Origin of the sequence: Streptomyces sp. NPDC093600 (genome assembly GCF_044764755.1) — a bacterium.
Lineage (GTDB): Bacteria > Actinomycetota > Actinomycetes > Streptomycetales > Streptomycetaceae > Streptomyces.
In genome coordinates this window covers 21,302-45,249 of sequence record NZ_JBIWIU010000003.1, presented here as the reverse complement: position 1 = coordinate 45,249, position 23,948 = coordinate 21,302, and the positions used below count along the sequence as shown (strand labels likewise).

Here is a 23,948-nt window from a genome sequence, read left to right as displayed (position 1 = left end):
CTCATGCCGCCGGTCGGCGGCTCCCCCGCATGAGACTCCGAGCGCATGCGGCCCCACATGATCACCCGCGCCCGGGCGCGGAGCAATCCCCTTTCCCACGGGACCGCACACCACCACCGCGGTCGTGCCGCAGACCATCCTTCAGGAGTCGGGGTGTTCCAGCCCCTCCAGGCTGTCCATGAAGGAACTGACCGAGAACACCGCGCGGCCGGGGCCCGCCGGGCCGTAGCCGGGCGGGGAGCTGAGGCCGAACTCCTCCAGCGTCGCCCTGTAGGTCTCCAGGAGACGGATGTGGTACTCCAGCGGCGCGCCCAGGGGGTTGGCCTTGCCCAGCGGCGTCGTCGGTTCGGGGCACCAGGTGGTGAACCGCGGGACGACCCCGTTCGACATGAAGAACCGCAGCCCCTCGGCGGTGGAGTCGATCGCCTCGCTCACCTTCGTGAACCCGAAGGGCTCGGCCATCTCGATGCCCGCCACGAAGTTGGGGATCACATTGCGCGGACCGAACACCTCTGTCGAGTCCAGGATCCTGCGGTGCCACTCGTCACGGCCGACGTAGCGCTCCTTGCCCGGGCAGTGCAGCTGGAACAGCCGGCGGTCCCACACCTCGAAGTTGGGGTGGTAGATCCGGATGCCGTAGTCGTGGAAGCGCTGGACGGCGTCGCGGGGCAGCGCCTGCGCGACGACCTTGCCGATCCAGCGGCCGGGGAACCGCTCCTCGATCGCCTTCGCGTAGTGCCCGTAGAAGTCGGCCTCGTCGCGGCCGCCGACCTGCGAGGTGATCGAGCCGCCCGTCAGGGTGTAGGCCCGGGACGTCCCGGCGGTGTCGTACCGGTCGATGATCTCCAGCGCCTCCAGCACCTCCTCGACCGGCTTGACCCCGGTGTACGGCCGGCCCGCCGCCTTGTGCTGGCGCCAGTTGTGGTTGATGTCGCAGAACTGGCACTCCTCCTTCGCGCCGAAGTACTGGCACACCCGGAAGACCGTCAGATAGACGAGGTAGCCCCACTGGATGGTCGGCGCGACCTCCATCACCGACTTGCCGTTCGACAGCGTGTGCCGGTAGTACTCCGGCATCGGCGGCAGCCCGACGTCCGCGATCCGCACGCCGTCCAGATAGAGCCCGAGCGCGCCGTCCTCCCCGGCCCGGACCACGTAGGGGGAGTCCGGGTTGACCCGTACGGACACGACGGTACGGCGCAGGTCGTAGGGGCCGCCGGTGAGGACGATCTCCTCGGGCGGCCGGTTGAGCGCCGCGGCTCCGAGCTCCGGGAGTGTGCGGTGGTCGAAGGAGAAGATGAAGTACGACTTCGGCTTGACGTCACCGGAGGCCCCGTCGGCGGTGCCGCTGAGCGCGGACTCGTCGAAGGCCATGCCGCCGCGCAGCAGGTCCTCCTTGATCACGGCTTCCCGTGGCACGTGCGGAAAGCGCCCCATCAGGCCCTCGACCAGCGCGGTTCGGCTGAGGCTCTCCATGTGCTGCTCCATCCCTGACTCCGTTGAGGATCCCTGGCAGCGTATCTCCGGCCGCGCGGAGCCCGGACGGCGGCCGTCGCGCTCGCAGCAGGCGTCGCGCTCTCAGAAGGCGTTGCGGCGCCGCAGGCGCAGCGGGCGGCCGTCGGGGTCGACCAGGAGGTGGTGCAGCGGAGTCGCGAGCAGCCGCTGGGTCCGGGGCAGCTCGGGCGGGACGTACCGGCGCAGCCGGCCCGGTGGCCGTGGGCCGACGCGGCCGCCCTCGTGCCAGGCGTCCAGCGCGGCGGCGGTCTCCCGGAAGGCGTCGAAGGCGGCGCCGGGGTCGCACAGCGCGTCCGCGTCCGGCACCACGCTCGCGGCGGATCGGCGCGCTCCCGCGACGCCGGGATCACGCAGCGCGTCCGGCGATGCGGCCGCGGCCGGTTCGGGGGCTCCCGCTATCGCCCGACGCGTATCGGCGTTCCGGGGCGCGGGCGCCCCCGGCTCCTCGGCGTCCAGGTGCTCGCGCATGAGCGTGAGGCGCAGGTCACGGGCGAAGACGCGGGCGCCGTCGCCCAGTCCGCCCGGATCGGTCGGCTGCCGCGGGTCCGTGCTCCGGTCGAGTACGGCGCAGCTGAGCTCGGAGTCATGGGTCCAGGAGCGGAGGTTGACGTTGTCGGAGCCGATGGAGGCCCATACGTCGTCGATCACGCACACCTTGGCGTGGACGTAGACGGGGGTTCCTGCGTGGTTCTCCAGGCCGTACACGGCGACCCGGTCCCCGCCGGCGCGGCGCAGCGCGTCGAGGGCGGTGATGCGTCCGATGAGGTTCATGGCGAGGGTGAGCCGGCCGTCCTGCTCCGGGACGGAGGGGATGACGCCGATCAGCCGCAGTCCTGGGTGCCTGCGCAGGGCCTCCGCGAAGGAGGCGACCACCCGGGGGGACCACAGGTACTGGTCCTCCAGATAGATCAGGCTCCGGGCCCGGCGCAGCGCCTTGAGGTAGGCCCGCGCGATGCTGCGCTCGCCGTCGGGGGCGAAGGGGTAGCCGCCGAGCAGCCGGTTGGGATAGGTCCGCAGGACCTGCACGGTGTGGGTGCCGCGCGGCTCGGGGTCGGGCGTCTGCGGCGGCAGTCTGTCCGCGTGGGTGTCCTCCCGGTGCGCCAGCTCTCGCAGGCGGGTGACGGGGCTGCGGCTGAGCGGGGCGGGGTCCTCCCATCGCTCCCTGAAGACGGCCTCGATGTCGCCGACGACCGGCCCTCGCAGGGCGAGCTGGACGTCGTGCCACGGCGGGCGCGGCCCGTAGGCCGCGGCGAAGGGGAGCGTATGCGGGTCGCCGTAGTGGTCGGCGTCGTCGTTGCGGCCGTGGCAGAGGTCGATTCCGCCGATGTACGCGACGTCCCGCTCCGGCCGGCCGGGGTGGCGCAGCACCACCATCTTCTGGTGGTGCGAGCCGCCGGGCCGTACCCGCATGTCGAGCAGGCACTCGCCGCCGCCCTCCTCGATCTCGTCGCCGAGGTGGCGGTTCTCCTCCTCGCTGAACCGGAATCTGTCCAGGTGGGAGCGCCACAGGAGCCCTTTGACGATGACACCGCGCTCGGCCGCGTCACGCAGGACGGCGCCGATCTCGCTGCCGTCCCCGTCGAGCCTCTCGTCGGGGTCCCCGCGCCAGTCGGTGAAGAGCAGCAGATCACCCGCGCGCATCGCGCGGATGCCCGCCAGGAGCTCCGCGAAGTAGGCGGCGCCGTGGACCACGGGCCGGGCCTCGTTGCCCTCGGCCCAGCACGCTCCGTCCGGGCGTCGCCTGTCGAGGCGCGTCGCGGTGTTGCCGCGTTCCCCGTCCGCCAGGAGCCAGTCGGCTCGCGTCACGGCGTCGGTCCTCCCGTCACGGCATCGGTCCTCCCGTCTCGTCGCTCACGGCCGGGCGCCGCCGGGAACGCCGTACGCGCGGGTCTCCCCGCGCGTACGGCGTTCCGGTCCGGTCACGCTGCCGGCCGGGCCGCCTCGCGGCGGCTGGATCCGGTCACCCGTAGGCGGCTGGATCCGAATCACCAGTAGTGGGATCGGCCGCCCACGGCGTGCCCCGCGGCACCGGCGATCCACAGCACCAGACCGATCACGGCCAGGATCAGCCCGATGGTCCAGAGAATCGAGATTCCGGTGACGAAACCGATGATCAGCAGGATCACTCCGAGAATGATCACGACGACCTCCCTGCACCCCGATTGGATGACTCCGCCGAGAAGAACGGAGTGAAAAGGCATGAAGCGAATACCATCACCGGCGCCATCTCATTCGCGTTGAACGAAGAAATCTGCGCGGAGAACGAACCGGCGGGCGTCGGACGGAACGGACCGGTGCGTATCGGCTCCTTTCCGAGCCGCTTTCTCTCGGGCGCACGGTCATGGCGTGCCGTCCGCCGCCTAGTCGTCGTCGCTCCGCGACGGGGCGCCGTCGTCGGCTCCGGAGACGCCGGACGGGTACGGACGGGTCTGCTCCTCGCGCCCGAGACCGGGGCGCTCCAGCTTGGCCTCGTGCCCCTGCGCGCCGCGCGTGTCCTCCGTACCTCCGTCGCCTGCGTGGCCTCTGTCGCCTGCGTCCCCTGCGTCGCCTCGCGTGCCTTCCGTGCCTCGCGTGCCGGCCTTGTCGTCGACGACCGCCTCGTCCGCCTCGCGCCGCGCCTCCTGGTCACCGCTCTCCCCCACCGCTTCGGAGGGGGTGGTCCGGGGGCGGTGCTCGTCTCGCCTGTTCTCGGTCATGGTCGTGCTCCTTCGGTTGTCCGGTGCCTGCTGGGAGGGTCCTGCCCCGGCGTTCAGGACGGGGGATAGGGGGCCGCCTTCAGGCGCCGGGCCAGGTGCGCCGCGTTGGAGGCGAGCGTGGCGGTGGTCTGGGCGGTGGCCTTGGGGGGCTCGTCGAGGTCCAGGTAGTCGGTGCCCTGCATGGCCTCTCCCACCCAGTACGTGACGGCGCCGGGGGCCAGGGTGAAGCCGACGTCGTTCAGGCCCTGGAAGAGATCGGCGCTGACCTTGTGCGCGCCGTCCTCGTTGCCCACCACGCAGACGGCCGCGACCTTCCCGTACGTCAGCAGACGGCCCTCGTCGTCCGTCTCGGAGAGTTCGGCGTCCAGGCGTTCCAGGACGCGCTGGGCGATGCTCGACGGATGGCCGAGCCAGATCGGGGTGGACAGGACCAGGATGTCCGCGCCCAGGACGGTGTCCCGGATCTCGGGCCAGTCGTCCCCGTCACCCATGTCCGTCTTCACGCCCGGCAGGACGTTGCGGTCGGCGATGCGGATGGTCTTGCCCGTGACGCCGTGGTCGCTGAGCGCGGCCATGGTCTGCTCCGCCAGCAGCTGCGAGCTGGAGGGAGCGGGCGACGGCGACAGGCTGCAGACGAGGGCGACGGCGCGCAGTGGTGTGGTGTCCATGAGTGCCCCGCTACCCCGTGACAGGTCCGCTATGTCAGCGCGAGCTCCGGATTGCGGCATCTGAGCCGGCGTACGGGCGGCATTTCCCGCCCCGGCGGCGGCCGCGTCGGCGTCGCCGCGGCGCCGCATGCCTCCGGTCCGCCCCGTCGTGACGGGGCGGACCGGAGGGTGCGGGGCCGGGGACGGGCGCCGCCGGGGCCTGTGAGTCCGTACTCGGTCAGATCCGGCCGCGCGCGAGCCGGGTCAGCGGTCCGACCGGCGGCTTGGCGGTGGAGCGGCCGATGGCGAAGGCGGCGCCCGCGACCCCGGCGACTCCCGCCGCGGCTCCGGCCGCGATGGCCTTCCGCTGCTTGACGACCGTCCACGCGGTGGTGGCCGCGGTCGCCGCCTTGGCGGCGTTGGCCGTCAGGGTCTGCTGCCCGCTCTGGAGGCCGCTCGCCGCCGCACGGCCGACGCGCTTGGTGGCCTCGCCCGCGGACCGCGCGCTCGCCGACACGGAGTTCTCGGCGTCACGTGCCGCCGACTCCACCGTGGCCGTGGCGTTCGACGCCTTCGACTCCGCCCGCTTGGCCGTCGTCTTCTTGGCCTGGGTGTTCTTGGTCTGCGTGGTGCGGGAATTCCTGGCGTTTTCGCTCTCTGCAGTCATGTGTTTCCTCCTTGCCGCTCAACCACTGATGAAACGGGGGGCGTTGCGCCGGGTTCCGTCACGGAGAAGATTCCGCCGGATTCCGTCACTGAGAACATTCCGTCACGGCCGATCGAGTCACGGGGAAGCAATGACCCCAACGGCCCCAGATCCAGATTCAGATCGTCCATCGAAAGGCCGTATCTCTCGCACAGCTCTTCCATTCGTTCCTGCAGGATCATCAGCGTCATGCCGATGCGTTCTTCCTGGTCCTCGCTGAGGTCTCCCTGGTCGACCCGGTGGACGGCGGTGCGTTCCATCAGCTGACGGAGCAACTCGACGATGGTGAGGACGAGTTTGATGAGGTCCCGCTCCACCGTGTCCGGGTCCGTGGCCAGCCGTCGAGCCGTGGGGACGCCTCTCCGGGCACCTTCCTTCACCGTCGGGGCGGAGTCCGACGTCCGGACCGCGTCCGGTGCCGGGGGTGTTTCCTTCACGCCGAGTGCCTCCCTGAGATGAGTTCGGGAGCCGGTTCGTCACCGGTGACCGAACGGATGACCGCGCGGAGGTTGACGTGGACCAGGTCCACGTCGGCGACGGACAGGACGAGGTCCCCGGTCAGTACCGCTCCCCCGTTCAGGAGGCGGTCCAGCAGGTCGATCAGGGCCACCGGCGGCCCGGCGAGAGGCTCCCTGTCCTGGAAGCCGTCGCCCGCGAACGGCGCGCTCATCGTGGTGCGCCCTCGTCCCCGCCCGTCTCCGCTGTCGCGAAGGAGTACGGAGCCCAGGGGCCCGTCACCTCGACGTGGACGCCCGGCGCGCGCAGGGCCAGGTCACCGACGCGCTCCCGGAACCGGTCCGCGTCCTCGGTGGCCACCAGATACGCCTCGTTGCTGACGTTCTCGCCCCGATGCCGGGACAGCTCCCCCTGCTGGGGGCGGTGCACCGCCCTGGCGCGGGAGAGCGACTCCGCCACACTCCGCGCCTCGGCCGCGATGTCCCCGGCGGCTCGGTAGAGATCCTGCGTGCCGCGCCGCTGGGCCCGCCGCCGGGCCAGATACGCCCTGCCCGGACTGGCCGGGGCGGCCGGCGCCTCCGGCGGAGTGGGGGCCGTAAGCGTACTGACGGCGGCCGGGTCCGCGTAGACCTTCACTCCCAGCTCGACATGTCCGTCGAGCTCCGCCAGGAGCCGCTCGAAGGGAAGCCGCTGCTCGGTCAGCATGGCGACCACCCGGCGCTCGTCCAGATAGACCGTCGCCAGGCGCAGGGGAAGCACGACCGTCTCGGCGAACGCGGCGTCGATCACGGCGTGATGGGCGCGGGCGATCTCCTCCAGTCTTCCCAGGTCCTCCATCTGAGCCCGCAGCGCGCTCTCGCCGAACACATCGGCCGGTACGGACGAGACGAGCGCGACGAGCCCGCCGCCATCGCCCCAGCCGCCGCCACCGATCAGCCCCAGCTCGTGACCGTCCACTCCGGCCAGGCGGCCGGCGACGCCGCGGAGCACACCGTCGTCGCGGCCGACGGCGTACACGTACGTCAGCGTCGTCTCCGACCCGTCCGAGGCGGTGCCCAGGGCGGCAGCCGTCTCCCGTGTCCGCTCTTGTGTGCTCACCTCTCGCCCTCCTCCCGTACGACACCGGCATCGGAACCCGCACCGGTACCGGCATCCGCACCCGCACTCGTAGAGCCGGCCACCGATCGCAGCCGGGCGAGTTCAGCGCGCAGGCGCTCGTTCTCCTCGGCCAGCGGGTCCCTCCGGTCGAGCGCCGGCTCGTGCCCGCCCTCGACCGGAGGGGCGGGGCGTGCCCGCGAGGAGAGCGAGGGGTCGTGCTCCCACCAGTCGATGCCCATCTCCTTCGCCTTGTCGACCGAGGCGACCAGCAGCCGGAGCTTGATCGTCAGGAGTTCGATGTCGAGGAGATTGATCTGGATGTCGCCGGCGATGACGATGCCCTTGTCGAGCACGCGCTCCAGGATGTCCGCGAGGTTGGCGGACGAGCCCTGCGGGCCCTGGACCGGCGCGGCGCGCGGTGGGGCGGGCATACGGCCTGCCAGTGAATCGGACACGGTGTCGTCCCTGTCTGTGTGCTGGTTCGCGGTCGCTGCCGACGGCCTGGGTACGGCTACGGACCCGGCCTACGGCCGGCCCTCGCTCGGGGCGGTCATGAGCTGTTCCCCCGTCGCCGGCGGTACTCCTCGATCTCGTCGAGCCGGTCCAGCAGCTCGTCCTCTCGCCGGTCGAACTCCTCGGCGTCGATACGGCCGTTCGCCAGGTCGTCCGCGAGCCGCGCCAGCTGTGCGCGCACCGGCTCGGGGTCGTAGTACTCCCGCTCCGCGGCGAGCAGCACCTGGTCGAGAACCCAGGCCGTGCCGCGTACGGGCGCCAGCGGGAAGGTCAGCACGCCGGTGATGAGTCCCATGGCCGTCACCTCCCTCCCGGGGCGGTCACACGAAGCTGTACGGGGGAAGCGGCCCCGTCAGGGTGAAGGTGTACGCCTCACCCAGCCGGTCGGCCTCCTCCTGCACGGCGCGTACGAAGGCGTCCGTCGACCCGGTCGGGACGAGGAACGACACGTTGAGGAAGTGGCTCGCTCCGGGTTCGCTGCGGGAGGCGCGGGCCGCGGCCGGGGAGAGACGCTGCATCGTCTCCTCGGCCTGGCCGCCGCCGCGGGCCGCCACCTCATGGGCGACCAGCTCCCCCAGGGCGACCCGTTCGTCGTGGGCCGCCGGGTTCGAGCGGGTGCGCTCGTTGAGCTGCCGTACCTGCTCGGACTGCGTGAGGATCTCGCGCAGCATGTCCTGCTCGTCGCGGGCGGCCTTGAGGTTGTACTCCACATGGCCGTCCAGTTCGGCCAGCCGCTCCTGGTAGGCCGGAGCCTCCCGGTCCAGGACCTCGGCCACCCGTTCGTCGTCCGGGCCGAGCAGCCCGAAGCGCATGGGCAGGGTCGCGCCGTCCGACATCAGGGCTTCGAGGACGTTCTCGTGGGCCAGCACGTCACGGCGCTTGGCCCGCAGCCCGGCGGGCGCGTCGCTGACGACCGCGGCCACGGTGCCGGTCGTGACGGTCCGCAGGGGCGACGGCGGGTCGCCCACTCCCTGGAGGTCGTCCAGCCGCAACGGGTGGTCCGCGCCGGTGATGGCGTAGACGTAGGTGGACATGCGCTACTCCTCGCTTCCCTGGGCCGACGAACGGCTGGAGGTGGTCTTGCGTGCCGACCGCTTCCGCGGCTCTTCCTCGGATTCCTCGCGCTTGCCCTGCAAGGTGTCCGTGAACGCCTCGACGGCACCGCTCAGTGCGCCCTTCGACTTTCCTTTGGCGCCGTTCTCGGTCATGTCGCCGACGATCTCGGTCAGTTGGGTCGGTGCCTTTCGGCCGGATTCCAGATCGAGCCGGTTGCACGCCTCGGCGAACCGCAGATAGGTGTCCACACTGGCGACGACCACACGGACGTCGATCTTGAGTATTTCGATCCCGACGAGGGAGACGCGTACGAACGCGTCGATGACGAGACCCCGGTCGAGAATGAGTTCCAGAACATCGTAGAGATTTCCGGAACCGCTTCCGCCGCTCGTTGCGTTGCTCTGCTGGACGAGTGTCACGATGGAACTCCTTCCGATGGTGCCTTCGGCGCCCGGCGGCCCCGCTTGGGGGTGCCTGCGCCCCGTCCGCCGTCAGCGGCGGTCGATCTGGCCTCGGGCGTAGCGTCTCGTCCGTTCGTACCCGACGAGTCGGCCCTCGGGGTCGAGAGCGACGTGGTAGGACGCCATGACGCTCATCGTGTCCGGGACCTTTTCGATTTCGGTCACTTCCACATCGGCCGACCAGCCCTCTTCGGTGGATTTCACCGCCGAGACGGATCCCGGCTCGCACCGGAGAAGTTCCGCGAGCTGGGCGGAGGCCCGTCTCATCGCGGTGGAGATGTCGATACGCTCGCCGGTTTTCCTGTCACGTTCGTCGTCAGTCGCGTTCATGATCCCGCCTGTAGGCCCGGAAGATCGGCGTGGAGAATCTCTCCGTCCGCCGTCTGTGGCTGACGTTCGCGTGCCCGTGCGTCCGGAACGTATGCGTATCTCATGGCAATTCACCGGAGCGACGACGCGAATCCGCCCGCGCCGCGCCGAACCTGGAGCCCCGGAACCTGGCGGGACGGTGCCGCCACGTGATTCAACTCGGGAGCGGCGGAGCGCAGTTGGCTCTTGGCGTCAGGCTGCGTGACCGCGGTGGAGCCATCGGCGGTCATGCGGGGGGCGGGGCCGGCCGGCTCAGGCACCGTGCGTGGCCGCTGCCGCCCCGTCCCGTGGGACTGCCCTGACGGCCTGTTCGAGGCGTCCTGGTGCCGACCTGGGGCGTATCCGGCGGGGCACGTGCACCGTGCGATGACCTCCGCCAGCTCATCTCTTGAATCCTTTCACGCACACCCCCTCACCCATCTTGACCATGGAAGAAGCCAGGGCTTAGCGTTACTGAAACGATTCACAGACCGGCCCAGCTTCCGAGGTGGCTCATGACTGACGTGCACGAGGCCGTGAAGGCCGCTCTCAAGGCGCAAGCCGTCGAGACGCCCTCCTGGGCCTACGGCAACTCCGGAACCCGGTTCAAGGTGTTCACCCAGCCCGGCGTCCCCCGCACTCCGTGGGAGAAGCTCGACGACGCGGCGAAGGTTCACGAGTTCACCGGAGCGGCTCCCACCGTCGCGCTGCACATCCCCTGGGACGAGGTGGACGACTACGCCGCCCTGGCCGCGTACGCCGAGGAGCGGGGCCTGCGGCTCGGCACCATCAACTCGAACACGTTCCAGGACGACGACTACCGGCTCGGCAGCGTGTGCCACCCCGATGCCAAGGTGCGCCGCAAGGCCGTGGATCACCTGCTCGCGTGCGTGGACATCATGGAGGCGACGGGTTCCAGGGATCTGAAGCTGTGGTTCGCGGACGGCACCAACTACCCCGGCCAGGACGACATCCGTGACCGTCAGGACCGGCTGTCCGAAGCGCTGCGCGAGGTGTACGACCGGCTCGGCGAGGGCCGGCGCATGCTGCTGGAGTACAAGTTCTTCGAGCCCGCCTTCTACACCACCGACGTCCCGGACTGGGGCACCGCCTACGCCCACTGCCTGAAGCTGGGCCCCAAGGCCCGCGTCGTCGTGGACACCGGGCACCACGCCCCCGGCACGAACATCGAGTTCATCGTCGCCACGCTCCTGCGCGAGGGGAAGCTCGGCGGCTTCGACTTCAACTCCCGCTTCTACGCCGACGACGACCTCATGGCGGGCGCCGCGGACCCCTTCCAGCTGTTCCGGATCATGTACGAGGTGGTCCGGGGCGAGGGCCTCGGCCCCGACGTCGCCTTCATGCTCGACCAGTGCCACAACGTCGAGGCCAAGATCCCCGCGATCATCCGCTCCGTCATGAACGTGCAGGAGGCCACCGCCAAGGCCCTCCTGGTGGACCGCCAGGCACTCGCCGCCGCCCAGCGGTCCGGTGACGTACTGGAGGCGAACGCCGTGCTGATGGACGCCTACAACACCGACGTACGCCCGCTGCTGGCGGAGGTCCGTGAGGAGTGTGGACTCGACCCGGATCCGGTCGCCGCCTACCACCGCTCGGGCTGGGCACGGAAGGTCACCGAGGAGCGCGTCGGCGGCGCGCCCGCGGGCTGGGGCGCCTGACCGACCGCCCCCGCGGGCTGGGGCGCCTGACCGACCGCCCCGACACCGAGCGCGTCCGACGCGGAACACCCGCACACCCTCTCCCCGTTCGTCACGTCCCGAAGGGCGATCGATCCATGTCTTCCGCACTGCCTCCCCCCGCACCGGCCGCCCTGCTGGCCCGCTCGCACCGTCTGGGCTCGGATCCCCGCAACACCAACTACGCCGGCGGCAACACGTCGGCGAAGGGAACCGGCACGGATCCCGTGACCGGTACGGACGTCGAGCTGATGTGGGTGAAGGGCTCGGGCGGCGATCTCGGCACCCTCACCGAGGACGGGCTCGCGGTCCTGCGGCTGGACCGGCTACGGGCGCTCAAGGACGTGTATCCGGGGGTGGAGCGCGAGGACGAGATGGTCGCCGCGTTCGACCACTGCCTGTACGGGAAGGGCGGCGCGGCCCCCTCCATCGACACCGCGATGCACGGCCTGGTCGAGGCCGCCCACGTCGACCATCTCCACCCGGACTCCGGCATCGCCCTGGCTTGCGCGGCGGACGGCGAGAAGCTGACCGCCGAGTGCTTCGGCGACCGTGTGGTGTGGGTGCCGTGGCGCCGCCCCGGCTTCCAGCTCGGCCTCGACATCGCCGCCGTCAAGGCCGCCCACCCGCAGGCGATCGGCTGCGTCCTCGGGGGGCACGGCATCACCGCCTGGGGCGACACACCCGAGGAGTGCGAGGCCAACTCGCTGCACATCATCCGCACCGCCGAGGCGTTCCTCGCCGAGCGGGGCGCGCCCGAGCCGTTCGGTCCGGTCGTCCCGGGGTACGAGGCGCTGCCGGAGCGGGCGCGCCGTGCACGCGCCGCCGCCCTCGCCCCGCACATCCGCGCCCTCGCCTCGAAGGACCGGCCGCAGGTCGGCCACTTCACCGACGCCGGCGCGGTCCTGGACTTCCTGGCCCGTGCCGAGCACCCCCGCCTGGCGGCGCTCGGCACCTCCTGCCCCGACCACTTCCTGCGGACGAAGGTCCGGCCCCTGGTGCTCGACCTACCGGCCACGGCCCCGCCGGAGGAGGCGGTCGGCCGTCTGAAGGAGCTGCACGCCGCCTACCGCGAGGAGTACGCCGCGTACTACGCCCGGCACGCCACCGCCGGCTCCCCCGCGATGCGCGGCGCCGACCCGGCGATCGTGCTGATCCCCGGCGTGGGCATGTTCTCCTTCGGCAAGGACAAGCAGACGGCGCGGGTGGCGGGCGAGTTCTACATCAACGCGATCAACGTCATGCGCGGCGCCGAGTCGGTCTCCTCGTACGCGCCCATCGAGGAGTCGGAGAAGTTCCGCATCGAGTACTGGGAGCTGGAGGAGGCCAAGCTGCGGCGTCTGCCGAAGCCGAAGCCCCTGGCGACCAGGGTCGCCCTGGTCACGGGGGCGGGCAGCGGCATCGGCCGGGCGATCGCGCGCCGGCTGGCCGCCGAGGGCGCGTGCGTGGTCGTCGCGGACCGCGACGCCGAGAGCGCGGCGACAGTGGCCGAGGAGCTGGGAGGCCCGGACAGGGCGGTGCCGGTGACGGTCGACGTCACCGACGAGCGGCAGATCGCCCGGGCGTTCGACAGCGCGGTGCTCGCCTTCGGAGGCGTCGATCTCGTCGTCAACAACGCGGGGATCTCGATCTCCAAGCCGCTGCTTGAGACGACGGCGGACGACTGGGACGTACAGCACGCCATCATGGCCCGCGGCTCCTTCCTCGTCTCCCGGGAGGCCGCCCGGGTGATGATCGCGCAGGGCCTCGGCGGCGACATCGTGTACATCGCGTCCAAGAACGCCGTCTTCGCCGGCCCGAACAACATCGCCTACTCCGCCACCAAGGCCGACCAGGCCCACCAGGTCCGCCTGCTCGCCGCCGAACTGGGCGAGCACGGCATCCGGGTCAACGGCGTCAACCCGGACGGGGTGGTGCGCGGTTCGGGGATTTTCGCGGGCGGCTGGGGCGCCCAGCGGGCGGCGACGTACGGCATCGAGGAGGAGAGGCTCGGCGAGTTCTACGCCCAGCGGACCCTGCTCAAGCGGGAGGTGCTGCCCGAGCATGTGGCCGGCGCGGTCTTCGCCCTCACCGGCGGCGACCTCACGCACACCACCGGCCTCCATGTCCCCGTGGACGCGGGCGTCGCCGCCGCCTTCCTGCGATGAGCGGACGGACGAAGGCGTTCGCCGCGGTCGACCTCGGCGCGAGCAGCGGGCGCGTCATGGTCGGCCAGGTCGGCCGGGACCTCCTCGACCTGACCGAGGTCCAGCGGTTCCCGAACCGGCCGTGCCGCCTCCCCGAAGGGCTGCGCTGGGACGTTCTCGCCCTGTACTCCGGGATCCTGGACGGGCTGCGGGCCGCCGGCCCGGTCGACTCCGTCGGCGTCGACGGCTGGGCCGTGGACTACGGCCTGCTCGACGCCGACGGAAACCTGCTCGGGCCGCCCGTCCACTACCGCGACTCCCGTACCGACGGCGTGGCGGAGAGGGTGTGGGAGAAGATCCCCCCGGAACGGCTGTACGCCCAGACGGGGATCCAGTACGCCCCCTTCAACACGCTCTACCAGCTGGTGGCGGCCCAGGGCACGGCTCAACTCGCGGCCGCGCGGCGCCTGCTCCTGATTCCCGATCTGATCACGTACTGGTTGACGGGCGAGCAGGGGACGGAGGTGACCAACGCCTCGACGACCCAGCTGATCGACGCCCGCACGGGCGGCTGGTCGTCGGGGGTGGCGGAGGCGCTGGGTGTCGATCTCGGCCTCTTCGCACCTCTTCGGCACCCCGGCGATCCGGCGGGCGCGCTGCTGCCCCACGTACGGGAGTACGTCGGGGCGAGCGCTCCGGTGCCGGTCACGGCGGTGGGGTCGCACGACACCGCGTCCGCCGTGGCCGGCGTGCCCGCCGCGAGGGGCGAGCGGTACGCCTACATCTGTACGGGCACCTGGTCGCTGGCCGGGCTCGAACTGGAGGCGCCCGTGCTGACGGAGGCGAGCAGGAGGGCGAACTTCACCAACGAGTCGGGCATCGACGGAACGGTCCGCTATCTTCGCAACATCATGGGCCTGTGGTTGCTTCAGGAGTGCATGCGCGTCTGGGGCGAGAGCGATGTCGTGGGCCTGCTGCGGGAGGCCGAGAAGGCGCCCGGTCTCCGGTCGGTGGTGGACGCCTCCGACGCCGCTTTCCTCGCGCCGGGCCGGATGCCGGAGCGGATCGCCGACGCCTGCCGGGCCACCGGTCAGCCGGTCCCCTCGACGCGCGGGGAGACGACGCGCTGCATCCTCGATTCGCTCGCCCTGGCCCACCGCCGGGCGATCGACGAGGCGCGGCGGCTCGCCGACCACCCCGTCGACGTGGTGCACCTGGTGGGGGGTGCGGCCCGGAACGCCCTGCTGTGCCGGCTCACCGCCGACGCGTGCGGGCTGCCGGTGGTCGCCGGCCCGGTGGAGGCGGCGGCGCTGGGCAATGTCCTGGTCCAGGCGCGCGCGCACGGACTCGTCGGGGACCGCGCCGCGATGCGGGAACTCCTCGCCCGTACGCAGCCGTCGCGCCGGTACGAACCGTCGGGCGACAGGACCGCCTGGGACGCGGCGGCCCGGCGGATCATCGCGTAGAACCGGCAGCCCGGCCGATTCTCGCGTACAACCGCCAGCCGGCGGATCATCGCGTAGAACCGGCCATGAACCCTCCGGGTGGGCGCGGCCCTGACACCGTGCCCACCCGGAGTCCCACCGATGGACTCGAAGGAGCCGCGATGCGTGTCGCCCTCTTCCTCACCTGCGTGAACGACACGCTCTATCCGGACACGGGCCGTGCCGTGGTGAGACTCCTGGCCAGGCTGGGGGTCGACGTCGACTTCCCGATGGGCCAGACGTGCTGCGGGCAGCCGCACTACAACACCGGCCACCGGCGCCAGGCCGAGCCGCTCGCCCGCCGGTTCGCCGAGGTGTTCGGCGGTTACGACGCCATCGTCACCCCGTCCGGCTCCTGCGGGGCGATGGTCCGCGAGCTGTACCCGCGCATGGGCGAGCGGGCGCGGGTGGAGGGCCGGGGGGACGGACTCGCCCTGGCCGTCGCCCCGCTCGTTCCGAAGACGTACGAGCTGACGGAGTTCCTGGTGGATGTGGTGGGGGTGACGGACGTGGGCGCGTACTTCCCGCACCGGGTGACGTACCACCCCTCGTGTCACGGCCTGCGGGGTCTCGGTCTCGGGGAGCGGCCGAGGCGTCTGCTGGAGGCGGTGAGGGGTCTGGAGCTTGTGGAGCTGCCGGGGGCGGAGGAGTGCTGCGGTTTCGGGGGGACGTTCGCGGTGAAGAACGCGGAGGTGTCGGCGGCGATGGGCGCCGACAAGGTGCGGTCGGCGGTGTCGACGGGGGCCTCGGTGCTCTGCGGGGCGGACAATTCGTGCCTGATGCACATCGGAGGAACGATGCGCCGCCTGAAGGCCGGCGTCCGCCCGGTCCATATCGCCGAGATCCTGGCGAGTACGGAAGAGGAGCCGTTGGCGTGAGTGGGACGTTCGTGGGGATGCCGTCGTTCCCTGAGGCGGCGCGTGATGCGGTGGGTGATGGGGTACTGCGGGCGAATCTGCGGCACGCCACGCACACGATCCGGGACAAGCGTGCCCGGGCGGTCGCGGAGTTGTCGGACTGGGCGCGGCTGCGGGAGGCCGGGAAGCAGATCAAGGATCACACGCTGCGTCATCTGGACGCATACCTCGTCCAGTTGGAGGAGGCCGTGACGGCGGCGGGCGGGCGGGTGCACTGGGCCGGTGACGCGGAGGAGGCGAACCGGATCGTCGCGGGGCTGGTGAAGGCGACGGGCGAGTCGGAGGTGGTCAAGGTCAAGTCGATGGCCACGCAGGAGATCGGCTTGAACGAGGCCCTGGCAGCCGAGGGCATCACGGCCTACGAGACGGATCTGGCGGAGCTGATCGTGCAGTTGGGCGAGGACCGGCCCTCGCACATCCTGGTTCCGGCCATCCACCGCAACCGCGGTGAGATCCGGGACATCTTCGCCTCGCGGATGGGGCGTTGGGGGCGTCCGGCGCCGGAGGATCTCGGTGACGCGCCGGCCGAGTTGGCGGAGGCGGCCCGGCTGCATCTGCGGGAGAAGTTCCTGCGGGCGAAGGTGGGGATCTCGGGGGCGAACTTCATGGTGGCCGAGACCGGCACCCTGGTGGTGGTGGAGTCGGAGGGCAACGGGCGGATGTGTCTGACCCTGCCGGAGACCCTGATCTCGGTGGTCGGGATCGAGAAGATCGTGCCGACCTGGCGTGATCTGGAGGTCTTCCTGCAGACCCTGCCCCGCTCCTCGACGGCGGAGCGGATGAACCCGTACACGTCCATGTGGACCGGGACCAGCGACGGTGACGGGCCGCGGGCTTTCCATCTGGTGCTGCTCGACAACGGCCGTACCACCGCGCTCGCCGACGAGGTCGGCCGTCAGGCGTTGCGGTGCATCCGCTGTTCGGCCTGTCTCAACGTCTGCCCCGTGTACGAACGTGTCGGCGGGCATGCCTACGGATCGGTCTATCCCGGCCCGATCGGCGCCATCCTCACGCCTCAACTCCGGGGCACCACCAGCGACATCGACGCCTCCCTGCCGTACGCCTCCACCCTGTGCGGCGCCTGCTACGACGTCTGCCCCGTCGCGATCGACATCCCTGAAGTGCTCGTCCACCTCCGCGAGAAGGTCGCCGAGAATCCGGGTCATCGTACGGAGCGAGCGGCCATGGGCGCCGCCGCCTGGGTCTTCCGCCATCCCCGCGTCCTGGCCGCGGGTCAGCGCCTCGCCTCCTTCACGCGCCGGCTCCACCCCGCACGCCTTCCGGGGCCGGGGCGGGCGTGGACGGACAGCCGCGATCTGCCCGAGGTGCCCGCCCAGCCCTTCCGCGCCTGGTGGAAGCGGGAGCACGAACGCGGGGAGGGCTCGCGGTGAGCGACAGAGAGTCGGTCCTGGGACGGATCCGGCAGGCCCTTGCCGACGTCCCCGAGGCAGACGTGCCGTACGCGCGGGCGGTGACCCGCGACTACGCCCGGGAGCACGGCGGCCTCACCCCCGAGCAGCGCGTCGACCTCCTCGCCGAGAACCTGGAGGAGTACCGGGCCGCCGTGCACCGCTGTCGGCCGGCGGAGCTTCCGGAGCTCGTCGGGCGCCTGCTGGCCGAGCGCGGCGCTCGACGCGTGCTCGTCCCGCGTGGGCTGCCGGCCCGGGTGCTCGACCGTGCGGACGTCACTCCGTATCCCGATCGCGCCGACCTGACTCCGTACGATCTCGACACGTGCGACGCCGTGGTGACGGGCTGCGCGCTGGCGATCGCCGAGACCGGCACCCTCGTCCTGGACGGCGGCCAGGATCAGGGCAGCCGGCGCCTCACGCTCGTGCCCGACCACCACATCTGCCTGGTCCGCGCCCCCGAGCAGGTCGTTTCGTCCGTCCCCCAGGCTCTCGAACGCCTCGATCCGGCCCGCCCGCTGACCTGGATCTCCGGCCCCTCCGCCACGAGCGACATCGAACTCGACCGCGTCGAGGGCGTCCACGGCCCGCGCCGTCTCGACGTCGTGCTCGTCGGGGACCCGGAGCCAGGACGGGCGTCGGCCCGCGGCCTCTGACCAGGCCTCCTCAGCCCACTCCCCGTGGGCGGAACTGGACGCTGATGCGTGGCCCGACCGCGTGGCTGGTCTTCGGGACCGCGTGCTCCCAGGTCCGCTGGCAGGAGCCGCCCATCACCAGCAGATCGCCGTGGCCCAGCGGAAGCCGGAGCGCCACGGAGCCACCGCCTCGGGGGCGGAGCGCGAGGTCGCGGGGGTCGCCCAGGGAGAGGATGGCGACCATCGTGTCGCGGGTGGCGGAGCGCCCCGTCCGGTCGCCGTGCCAGGCGACGCTGTCGCGTCCGTCGCGGTAGAGACAGAGACCGGCGGTGACGAAGGGTTCGCCGAGATCGGAGCCGTAGTGCGCGCTGAGGGCCTCGCGGGCCTCCGCGAGCACGGGGTGCGGGAGGGGGGCGCCCTCGCGGTAGTAGGCGAGGAGACGGGGTACGGCGACGACGTTGTCGTACATCTTCCGCTCCTCGGCCTGCCACGGCACCGCACCGACCAGCTCCTCGAAGAGCGCGTCGGCACCGCTCAGCCAGCCGGGCAGGTGGTCGACCCAGGCCCCGCCGTCGAGGGCGGTCCGCCGCACGCCGTCCAGGGGGCCGAGCCGGATGTCGGTGTCCTGGTCGAAGAGGGATCCCTGGAGGCCGGGGATGTCCGGTCGTGGTGCGGTCATGGTTCCAGCGTAGACGAACAATCGAACGCCTGCACGAATCAGGAGCCGTGTGAATCAGGAGGAATCGGAAGCAGCGCGATCAGGAGCTTCCTCGGCCCTGTGGCGGGTGGGCGCGGCGGCCGCGCAGAGCTCCTCCGCGACGGAGGTACGGGCGTAGAGGACACGGCGGCCGACTCGGTGGGCGCTGACCAGGCCCGCATCGCGCAGGGCGGTCAGACATTGGGAGACACCGGCCGCCGAGAGCCCGGTGCGGCGGGCGAGTTCGCTGGTGGAGGCCGGGGAGTCCAGCTCGGTCAGCAGCCGGGTTCGCGAGCGGCCCAGCACGGCGGCGAGGGCATCGGTTCGCGGGAGAGGCCGTGGTTCCCACAGCGAGCCGGCCCCCCGGGCGGGATAGGCCAGTTGGGGCGGGTCGGGCGGTGTCACGCGGGTGAACAGACCCGGCCCGGCGAACACCGACGGGATCAGCAGCAACCCGGCACCGGCCGACGGCCGGGACAGCGGGCCCGGCCGGCCGGCGAGCCGCAGTGCGTGATCGTCCCAGCTCGCCGAGGGGTGCAGCTCGGCGAAGAGGCGGCCCGCGCCGTGCTCGGCCAGCTGTCGGAGCCGGTGGAAGATGTCGGAGTCGAGCACCTCGCGGATCCTCGGCCAGTAGGGCGCCAAGGCCAGTTTCCAGTACGTCTCGATCTCTTCCGCGAGGGCGGCCAGCTCGCGTCGCGGATCGGCGTACAAGGCACGCGACAGGGGGCCGAGACTCCCCTGCTCGTGAGCGAGGCGGTCGAGCTCACGGCGGACCCGGCCGGCGGGGGTGGCCCGGATCCCGGCGAGCTCCTCCTCCAGGGAGGGCACGGGCCCGGCGGGCGCCGGGTTGAGGAAGTCGGGGACATACCCCGAGGGCGGGACCAGGGCGGCGAACCGGCCCCGGTCGAGGCCCGCGGCGGCCAGCCGCGGCCGTACCTGCGAGACCCAGGTCCGGTGTACGAGAGGGGTGGAGCCGGCCCGGAGCAGGCGCATGCTGGGCCCGACCTCCCACATGGGGCAGACGGCGAACCGCATCCGCGCCAGGTCACTCACCGAGAACGCCAGCTCCGCCAGCACATCCACCCCGAGGATTCACAGATGCCTTAATCGATGGCCCGGCAGCCTATCGGGCGGAGACCATCCCCGACATGACCTCACAGACGATCACAGCAGCGGCGTCCGGCACCTGGACACTGGGGGACCGCACGGTCAACCGGATCGGCTTCGGCGCCATGCGCCTGCCGCAGAGCGGCGAGGCGCTCATCCCCGACGCCGTCCCCCGCGACCGCGAGGAGGCGATCGGCGTGCTGCGCCGCGCCAGGGAGCTCGGGGTGAACCACATCGACACCGCCGCGTTCTACTTCTCGCCGCTGCGCTCCGCCAACGAGCTGATCAACCGGGCACTGGCCCCCTACCCCGACGATCTCGTGATCGCCACCAAGGTCGGGCCGGGCCGGGACCCGTCAGGGGCCTGGTCGCCGCACGCCACCGCCGAGCAGCTGCGCGGCCAGGTGGAGGAGAACCTGCGCCAGCTCGGCCGGGACCACCTCGACGTGGTGAACCTGCGCATCGTCGGGACCGGTTCGATCGCCGAACGCTTCGGCGCGCTCGCCGAACTCCGCCGGGCCGGCCTCATCCGGCACCTCGGCCTGTCGAACATCCACCCCCACCAGCTGGCCGAGGCGCAGGCCATCGCTCCCGTGGTCTGCGTCCAGAACATGTACGGCATCGGCGTACGGCCCGAACAGGACGCGTTCCTGCGGACCTGCGGTGAGCAGGGGATCGCGTTCGTACCGTTCTACGCGATCGCCGGCACCGGGCGGGAGGCGGGTGCGAGCGGCGGCGACAGCGCCGAGGTACTGGCCCTGGCCCGGGCGCACGCGGTGAGCGCGGCACAGGTGCGGCTGGCCTGGACGCTGCACCAGGGGCCGCACGTACTGGCCATCCCCGGCACGGGCGACCCGGAGCACCTGGCCGCGAACGTGGCCGCCGGTGCGCTGCGGCTCTCCGCGGACGAGCTGGCGCTTCTCGACTCCGTGCACCGCAGGGCAGCGTGAGAGACGAGGCGTACGGGGGGGCGGTGCCCGATCGCGGGATGGCACCATCACGGCACCACGTGGCACCGCTCGGCGACATGGCATCGGAACGGCGGACCGCACCGCCAGATGGCGCATGAGGGGGCCGCACGACGCCATGAGATGCCACACGGCGCCACAATGGCTTGCGAGTGGCGCCACAGTGGTGCCACTATGGCACTCATGGACCTGACCCCCTACGTCGATCACCTCCGCCGGGAGCTCGCGGTCGCCGCGAGCGCCGGCGGTGACGAGGCCCGCGCCTTGGCCGAGCGGCTGACCGCACCCCTTGAGTCGGCCGCCCGGCTGACCCTCCTGAACGCGCTGTCCGACGCCTCGGACGAGATCACCCGCGACCTCGCCCCGGGCTCGGTGGACGTACGGCTGCGCGGGCTCGACCCCGAGTTCGTGGTGACGGCGCCCCCGGCCGCCGAACCCTCCGCCGAGGAGGCCCCCGCCGTCGCGGCATCGGTGGCACCGCCCGTGGCGCCATCTCCGGCCGACAACGAGGAGGGGGGGACGGCCCGCATCAACTTCCGCCTGCCGGCGCACCTCAAGGCTCGGGTGGAGTACGCGGCCGCTCAAGAGGCCCTGTCCGTGAACGCCTGGCTCGTACGGGCGGTGGCCACCGCCCTGGAGCCGGGCGGCTCACCGGCCCAGCCCGCCCCCCGCGCCCCGCGTCGAGGCCAGGGCTACCAGGGCTGGGTCCGCTAGGGGCTTTGTCCAGCGGGCGTCCGGGCCGGCCGGGGCCGCACAGGTCCTCGCCGGGATCCCCACTCCGACATCACACACACCACCACCTTCCCACCTGCGGATACACACTCCAGAGTCACGAGGACGGGACAGCCATGCCTTCTTACGAAACCCCCGAACCCATCACCGCGGTCCTCGAGTTCGAGGTCGGCAATGTGCGGATCACCGCGAGCAAGCGGCAGGACACGGTTGTCGAGGTGGTGCCGAGCAACGGCGCCGAGGACGCCGACGTACGGGCCGCACAGCAGACCAAGGTCACGTACGCCAACGGCACCCTCTCCCTCAAGGGGCCGAAGAAGCGCGGCCTGTTCGGGAAGCACGGTTCCATCGACGTGACCGTCGAGCTTCCCGCCGGATCGCACGTCCGCGGCACCTCCCCGATGGGTGACTACATCGGAGAGGGACCGCTCGGCGAGTGCCGCGTCAAGACCTCGCTCGGCGACATCCGGCTCGACGAGGCCTCCGCCGTGAACCTGCGGACCGGCCATGGCGACGTCCGCGTCGGCCGGGCCGTGGGCGACTCCGAGATCCACGGGTCGGGGCGGGTCGACATCGGCGAGATCGCGGGAGCGGCGACCGTCAGGAACGGCAACGGCGAAACCTCGATCGGCGAGATCACCGGCGACCTCAAGGTCAACGCCTCCAACGGCCGCATCACGGTCGGCATCGCGCACGCCTCGGTCGAGGCCAAGGCCGCCAACGGCGCGATCAGCGTGAACCAGGTGGCGCGCGGCGTGATCGACCTCCAGACCGCGGTCGGTGACGTGGAGGTCGGCATCCGTGAGTCCACGGCCGCCTGGTTGGACGTGAATTCCAAGTTCGGCACGTTCCGCAACGCGCTCGGCGACGCCGAAGGCCCCGACGCCTCCGACGAGACCGTCGAGATCCGTGCCCGTACCAGCGTCGGCGACATCGTGATCCGCCGCGCCTGACCTCCCCGGAAGGGGGAGCGCGACCCATGACCGCGTCACCCGCCGCCCAGACCTCCGCCCAGACCTCCACCCACCCCTCTGGGCGCGCTCCGCCTTCGGCCGTACGGCCAAGCGCTGACGACCGCCCGCCCCACTCGACCACCCACGCGACAGACGACCCCAGGCCGCAGATCACGACGCACGTCACAGTTCACCGCACGTCACTCTCCACGGAGGACACCATGCAGCACGAACCGTCGACCCGGCCCGATGCCGCCGAGCCCGTCACGCTCCCCACACAGCGCGCCGCCGGCTGTCCCTTCGACCCGCCCGCCGGCTTGGCGGAGCTGCGCGATCAGCGCCCGCTCGCCCGGATGACGTACCCCGACGGGCACGTCGGCTGGCTGGCCACCGGCTACTCCACCGTCCGCTCGATCATGGGCGACTCCCGCTTCAGTTCGCGGTACGAGCTGATGCACTACCCCTTCCCCGGTGGACCCGAGGGCCCTGTCCCGCCCGCTCCCGTCGGTGACATGACCGGCATGGACGCGCCCGAGCACACCCGCTTCCGGCGGATCCTCATAAGCAAGTTCACCGTTCGCCGCATGCGCCGACTGACCGATCGAGTACGGGAGATCACCGCAGAGCACTTGGACGCGATGGAGCGTCGGGGGCCCGGCACCGACCTGGTCGAGGCGTTCGCCCGGCCCCTGCCCGCGCTGATGATCTGCGAGCTGCTCGGTGTCCCCTACGCCGACCGGGAGCGTTTCCAGGGGCACGCCCACACGCTGATGACCATGGACGCGGCGCCAGAGGAACAGTACGCCGCCTTCACCGGACTGCAGGAGTTCATGACGGAGCTGGTCGCCGCCAAGCGCGCCGAACCCTCCGACGACCTCCTGGGCGACCTCGCCCGGGGCTCGGACCTCACGGACGAGGAACTCGTCGGCGTCGGCGGCTTCCTGCTCAGCGCCGGTCTCGACACGACCGCCAACATGATCGCCCACGGAACGTTCGCGCTGCTCACCAACCCGGCCCAGGCCGAAGCCCTGCGCACCGACCCGGATCTGGCTCCCGAGGCCGTCGAGGAGCTGATGCGCTATCTGACGGTCGCCCACACCACCGTGAAGACCGCGCTGGAAGACATCGAGCTGGACGGCCTGACGATCACGGCCGGCGAGACCGTCACCCTCTCGCTCGAGGCCGCCAACCGGGATCCGGAAAGGTTCCCCGACCCCGACACGCTCGACCTGAGCCGCAAGGCGACGGGGCATCTGGGCTTCGGGCACGGCATCCACCAGTGCCTGGGTCAGCAACTGGCCCGCGTCGAGCTGACGGTGGCCCTGCCCGCGCTGCTCCTACGGTTCCCCACGCTGCGCCTCGATGTGCCGGCGGACAAGGTGCCGCTGCGTACGAACATGAACATCTACGGCGTGCACCGGCTGCCGGTCACCTGGGACGAGGGCTGAGCCGATGGACGTCCGTGTCGACCGCGACCGCTGTCTCGGTGCGGGGATGTGCGCCCTGACCGCCCCTGAGGTCTTCGACCAGGACCAGGACGAGGGTCTGGTCGTCCTCCTGAACGCCCGGCCGCCACAGGAGCGGCAGGCTGCGGTCCGCGTCGCGGCCGGTGTCTGCCCCGCCGCCGCGATCACCCTCACCGACAGGGAGCCTTCAGCCCCCGCCTCGTAGGCGCTCCTCTGCTCTCAGCATCGCGCAGGGCAACTCACCGCTGCCGCAACGCGTTC

The 23,948-nt window shown here is 71.6% G+C and carries 26 protein-coding genes and 1 pseudogene; 11 read left to right on the top strand and 16 right to left on the bottom strand.

From position 1 onward, the window contains the following. Positions 1–141: 141 nt before the first annotated feature. The 14 genes and pseudogenes from ACIRB4_RS10210 to ACIRB4_RS10145 form a co-directional block, all read right to left on the bottom strand. On the bottom strand, positions 142–1,476 hold the full coding sequence (locus ACIRB4_RS10210) for a radical SAM protein (protein WP_403289750.1): 1,335 nt from the start codon (positions 1,474–1,476) through the stop codon (positions 142–144). A gap of 102 nt (positions 1,477–1,578) precedes the next feature. Then, entirely contained in the window at positions 1,579–3,321 is a 1,743-nt protein-coding gene (locus tag ACIRB4_RS10205) for a phospholipase D family protein (protein WP_403289749.1), read from the bottom strand. 179 nt (positions 3,322–3,500) lie between these two features. Continuing rightward, on the bottom strand, positions 3,501–3,656 hold the full coding sequence (locus ACIRB4_RS10200; protein ID WP_403289748.1) for a DUF6131 family protein: 156 nt from the start codon (positions 3,654–3,656) through the stop codon (positions 3,501–3,503). A 219-nt stretch (positions 3,657–3,875) separates the two neighbouring features. Continuing rightward, positions 3,876–4,211, bottom strand: a complete 336-nt coding sequence (locus ACIRB4_RS10195) for a hypothetical protein (RefSeq protein WP_403289747.1) — start codon at positions 4,209–4,211, stop codon at positions 3,876–3,878. 53 nt (positions 4,212–4,264) lie between these two features. Further along, complete coding sequence (locus ACIRB4_RS10190; RefSeq protein WP_403289746.1) at positions 4,265–4,879, bottom strand: flavodoxin family protein; 615 nt, start codon at positions 4,877–4,879, stop codon at positions 4,265–4,267. 217 nt (positions 4,880–5,096) lie between these two features. Then, a complete protein-coding gene (locus ACIRB4_RS10185; protein WP_403289745.1) occupies positions 5,097–5,525 on the bottom strand; it encodes a hypothetical protein in 429 nt (142 codons plus the stop codon). 119 nt (positions 5,526–5,644) lie between these two features. Next, positions 5,645–6,001 (bottom strand): annotated as a pseudogene (locus ACIRB4_RS10180) (gas vesicle protein K); the annotation flags it as partial. Continuing rightward, the gene (locus ACIRB4_RS10175) at positions 5,998–6,234 is read right to left on the bottom strand and encodes a gas vesicle protein (protein ID WP_403289744.1); all 237 of its coding nucleotides are present in this window, start codon (positions 6,232–6,234) and stop codon (positions 5,998–6,000) included. The gene ACIRB4_RS10175 and the pseudogene ACIRB4_RS10180, both read right to left, overlap by 4 nt. Continuing rightward, positions 6,231–7,118 (bottom strand): GvpL/GvpF family gas vesicle protein, encoded by an 888-nt coding sequence (locus ACIRB4_RS10170; RefSeq protein WP_403289743.1) that lies wholly within the window; start codon positions 7,116–7,118, stop codon positions 6,231–6,233. Before ACIRB4_RS10170 ends, ACIRB4_RS10175 begins: the two co-directional genes overlap by 4 nt. Beyond that, positions 7,115–7,573 (bottom strand): gas vesicle protein, encoded by a 459-nt coding sequence (locus ACIRB4_RS10165; RefSeq protein WP_403289742.1) that lies wholly within the window; start codon positions 7,571–7,573, stop codon positions 7,115–7,117. Before ACIRB4_RS10165 ends, ACIRB4_RS10170 begins: the two co-directional genes overlap by 4 nt. 95 nt (positions 7,574–7,668) lie before the next feature. Then, a complete protein-coding gene (locus ACIRB4_RS10160) occupies positions 7,669–7,926 on the bottom strand; it encodes a gas vesicle protein GvpG (RefSeq protein ID WP_403289741.1) in 258 nt (85 codons plus the stop codon). Positions 7,927–7,951: 25 nt separating this feature from the next. Beyond that, positions 7,952–8,665, bottom strand: coding sequence for a GvpL/GvpF family gas vesicle protein (locus ACIRB4_RS10155; protein ID WP_403289740.1), 714 nt, complete (start codon positions 8,663–8,665; stop codon positions 7,952–7,954). Positions 8,666–8,668: 3 nt separating this feature from the next. Then, on the bottom strand, positions 8,669–9,106 hold the full coding sequence (locus ACIRB4_RS10150; RefSeq protein WP_403289739.1) for a gas vesicle structural protein GvpA: 438 nt from the start codon (positions 9,104–9,106) through the stop codon (positions 8,669–8,671). 72 nt (positions 9,107–9,178) lie between these two features. Further along, positions 9,179–9,478: a gas vesicle protein gene (locus ACIRB4_RS10145; RefSeq protein ID WP_403289738.1), complete on the bottom strand. Its 300-nt coding sequence runs from the start codon at positions 9,476–9,478 to the stop codon at positions 9,179–9,181. A gap of 533 nt (positions 9,479–10,011) precedes the next feature. Here ACIRB4_RS10145 and rhaI point away from each other — a divergent pair. The 6 genes from rhaI to ACIRB4_RS10115 all read left to right on the top strand — a co-directional run bounded on the left by rhaI (position 10,012) and on the right by ACIRB4_RS10115 (position 17,785). Continuing rightward, positions 10,012–11,175, top strand: coding sequence for an L-rhamnose isomerase (rhaI, locus tag ACIRB4_RS10140; protein WP_403289737.1), 1,164 nt, complete (start codon positions 10,012–10,014; stop codon positions 11,173–11,175). A 116-nt stretch (positions 11,176–11,291) separates the two neighbouring features. After that, on the top strand, positions 11,292–13,340 hold the full coding sequence (locus tag ACIRB4_RS10135; protein ID WP_403289735.1) for a bifunctional aldolase/short-chain dehydrogenase: 2,049 nt from the start codon (positions 11,292–11,294) through the stop codon (positions 13,338–13,340). After that, positions 13,337–14,785: a rhamnulokinase family protein gene (locus ACIRB4_RS10130; RefSeq protein ID WP_403289733.1), complete on the top strand. Its 1,449-nt coding sequence runs from the start codon at positions 13,337–13,339 to the stop codon at positions 14,783–14,785. The genes ACIRB4_RS10135 and ACIRB4_RS10130 overlap by 4 nt, the downstream gene beginning before the upstream one ends. 140 nt (positions 14,786–14,925) lie before the next feature. Further along, positions 14,926–15,681 (top strand): (Fe-S)-binding protein, encoded by a 756-nt coding sequence (locus tag ACIRB4_RS10125; protein ID WP_403289731.1) that lies wholly within the window; start codon positions 14,926–14,928, stop codon positions 15,679–15,681. Then, the gene (locus ACIRB4_RS10120) at positions 15,678–17,111 is read left to right on the top strand and encodes a LutB/LldF family L-lactate oxidation iron-sulfur protein (RefSeq protein WP_403289729.1); all 1,434 of its coding nucleotides are present in this window, start codon (positions 15,678–15,680) and stop codon (positions 17,109–17,111) included. The genes ACIRB4_RS10125 and ACIRB4_RS10120 overlap by 4 nt, the downstream gene beginning before the upstream one ends. Further along, entirely contained in the window at positions 17,108–17,785 is a 678-nt protein-coding gene (locus tag ACIRB4_RS10115) for a lactate utilization protein C (RefSeq protein ID WP_403289727.1), read from the top strand. Before ACIRB4_RS10120 ends, ACIRB4_RS10115 begins: the two co-directional genes overlap by 4 nt. Before the next feature lie 10 nt (positions 17,786–17,795). Here ACIRB4_RS10115 and ACIRB4_RS10110 read toward each other — a convergent pair whose 3' ends face one another. Further along, the gene (locus ACIRB4_RS10110) at positions 17,796–18,443 is read right to left on the bottom strand and encodes an alpha-ketoglutarate-dependent dioxygenase AlkB (protein ID WP_403289725.1); all 648 of its coding nucleotides are present in this window, start codon (positions 18,441–18,443) and stop codon (positions 17,796–17,798) included. A 54-nt stretch (positions 18,444–18,497) separates the two neighbouring features. After that, positions 18,498–19,496 carry a helix-turn-helix domain-containing protein gene (locus ACIRB4_RS10105; RefSeq protein ID WP_403290409.1) on the bottom strand — a complete coding sequence of 333 codons (999 nt, stop codon included), beginning with the start codon at positions 19,494–19,496 and terminating at the stop codon, positions 18,498–18,500. Positions 19,497–19,609: 113 nt separating this feature from the next. Here ACIRB4_RS10105 and ACIRB4_RS10100 point away from each other — a divergent pair, with 113 nt between their 5' ends. The 5 genes from ACIRB4_RS10100 (at position 19,610) to ACIRB4_RS10080 (ending at position 23,892) form a co-directional block, all read left to right on the top strand. Then, complete coding sequence (locus ACIRB4_RS10100) at positions 19,610–20,518, top strand: oxidoreductase (RefSeq protein ID WP_403289723.1); 909 nt, start codon at positions 19,610–19,612, stop codon at positions 20,516–20,518. Positions 20,519–20,719: 201 nt separating this feature from the next. Beyond that, positions 20,720–21,250, top strand: a complete 531-nt coding sequence (locus ACIRB4_RS10095) for a hypothetical protein (protein WP_403289721.1) — start codon at positions 20,720–20,722, stop codon at positions 21,248–21,250. A 134-nt stretch (positions 21,251–21,384) separates the two neighbouring features. After that, positions 21,385–22,221: a DUF4097 family beta strand repeat-containing protein gene (locus ACIRB4_RS10090; RefSeq protein ID WP_403289719.1), complete on the top strand. Its 837-nt coding sequence runs from the start codon at positions 21,385–21,387 to the stop codon at positions 22,219–22,221. Between the two features lie 221 nt (positions 22,222–22,442). Beyond that, on the top strand, positions 22,443–23,669 hold the full coding sequence (locus ACIRB4_RS10085; protein ID WP_403289717.1) for a cytochrome P450: 1,227 nt from the start codon (positions 22,443–22,445) through the stop codon (positions 23,667–23,669). Between the two features lie 4 nt (positions 23,670–23,673). Further along, the gene (locus ACIRB4_RS10080) at positions 23,674–23,892 is read left to right on the top strand and encodes a ferredoxin (protein WP_403289715.1); all 219 of its coding nucleotides are present in this window, start codon (positions 23,674–23,676) and stop codon (positions 23,890–23,892) included. Positions 23,893–23,948 lie beyond the last annotated feature (56 nt).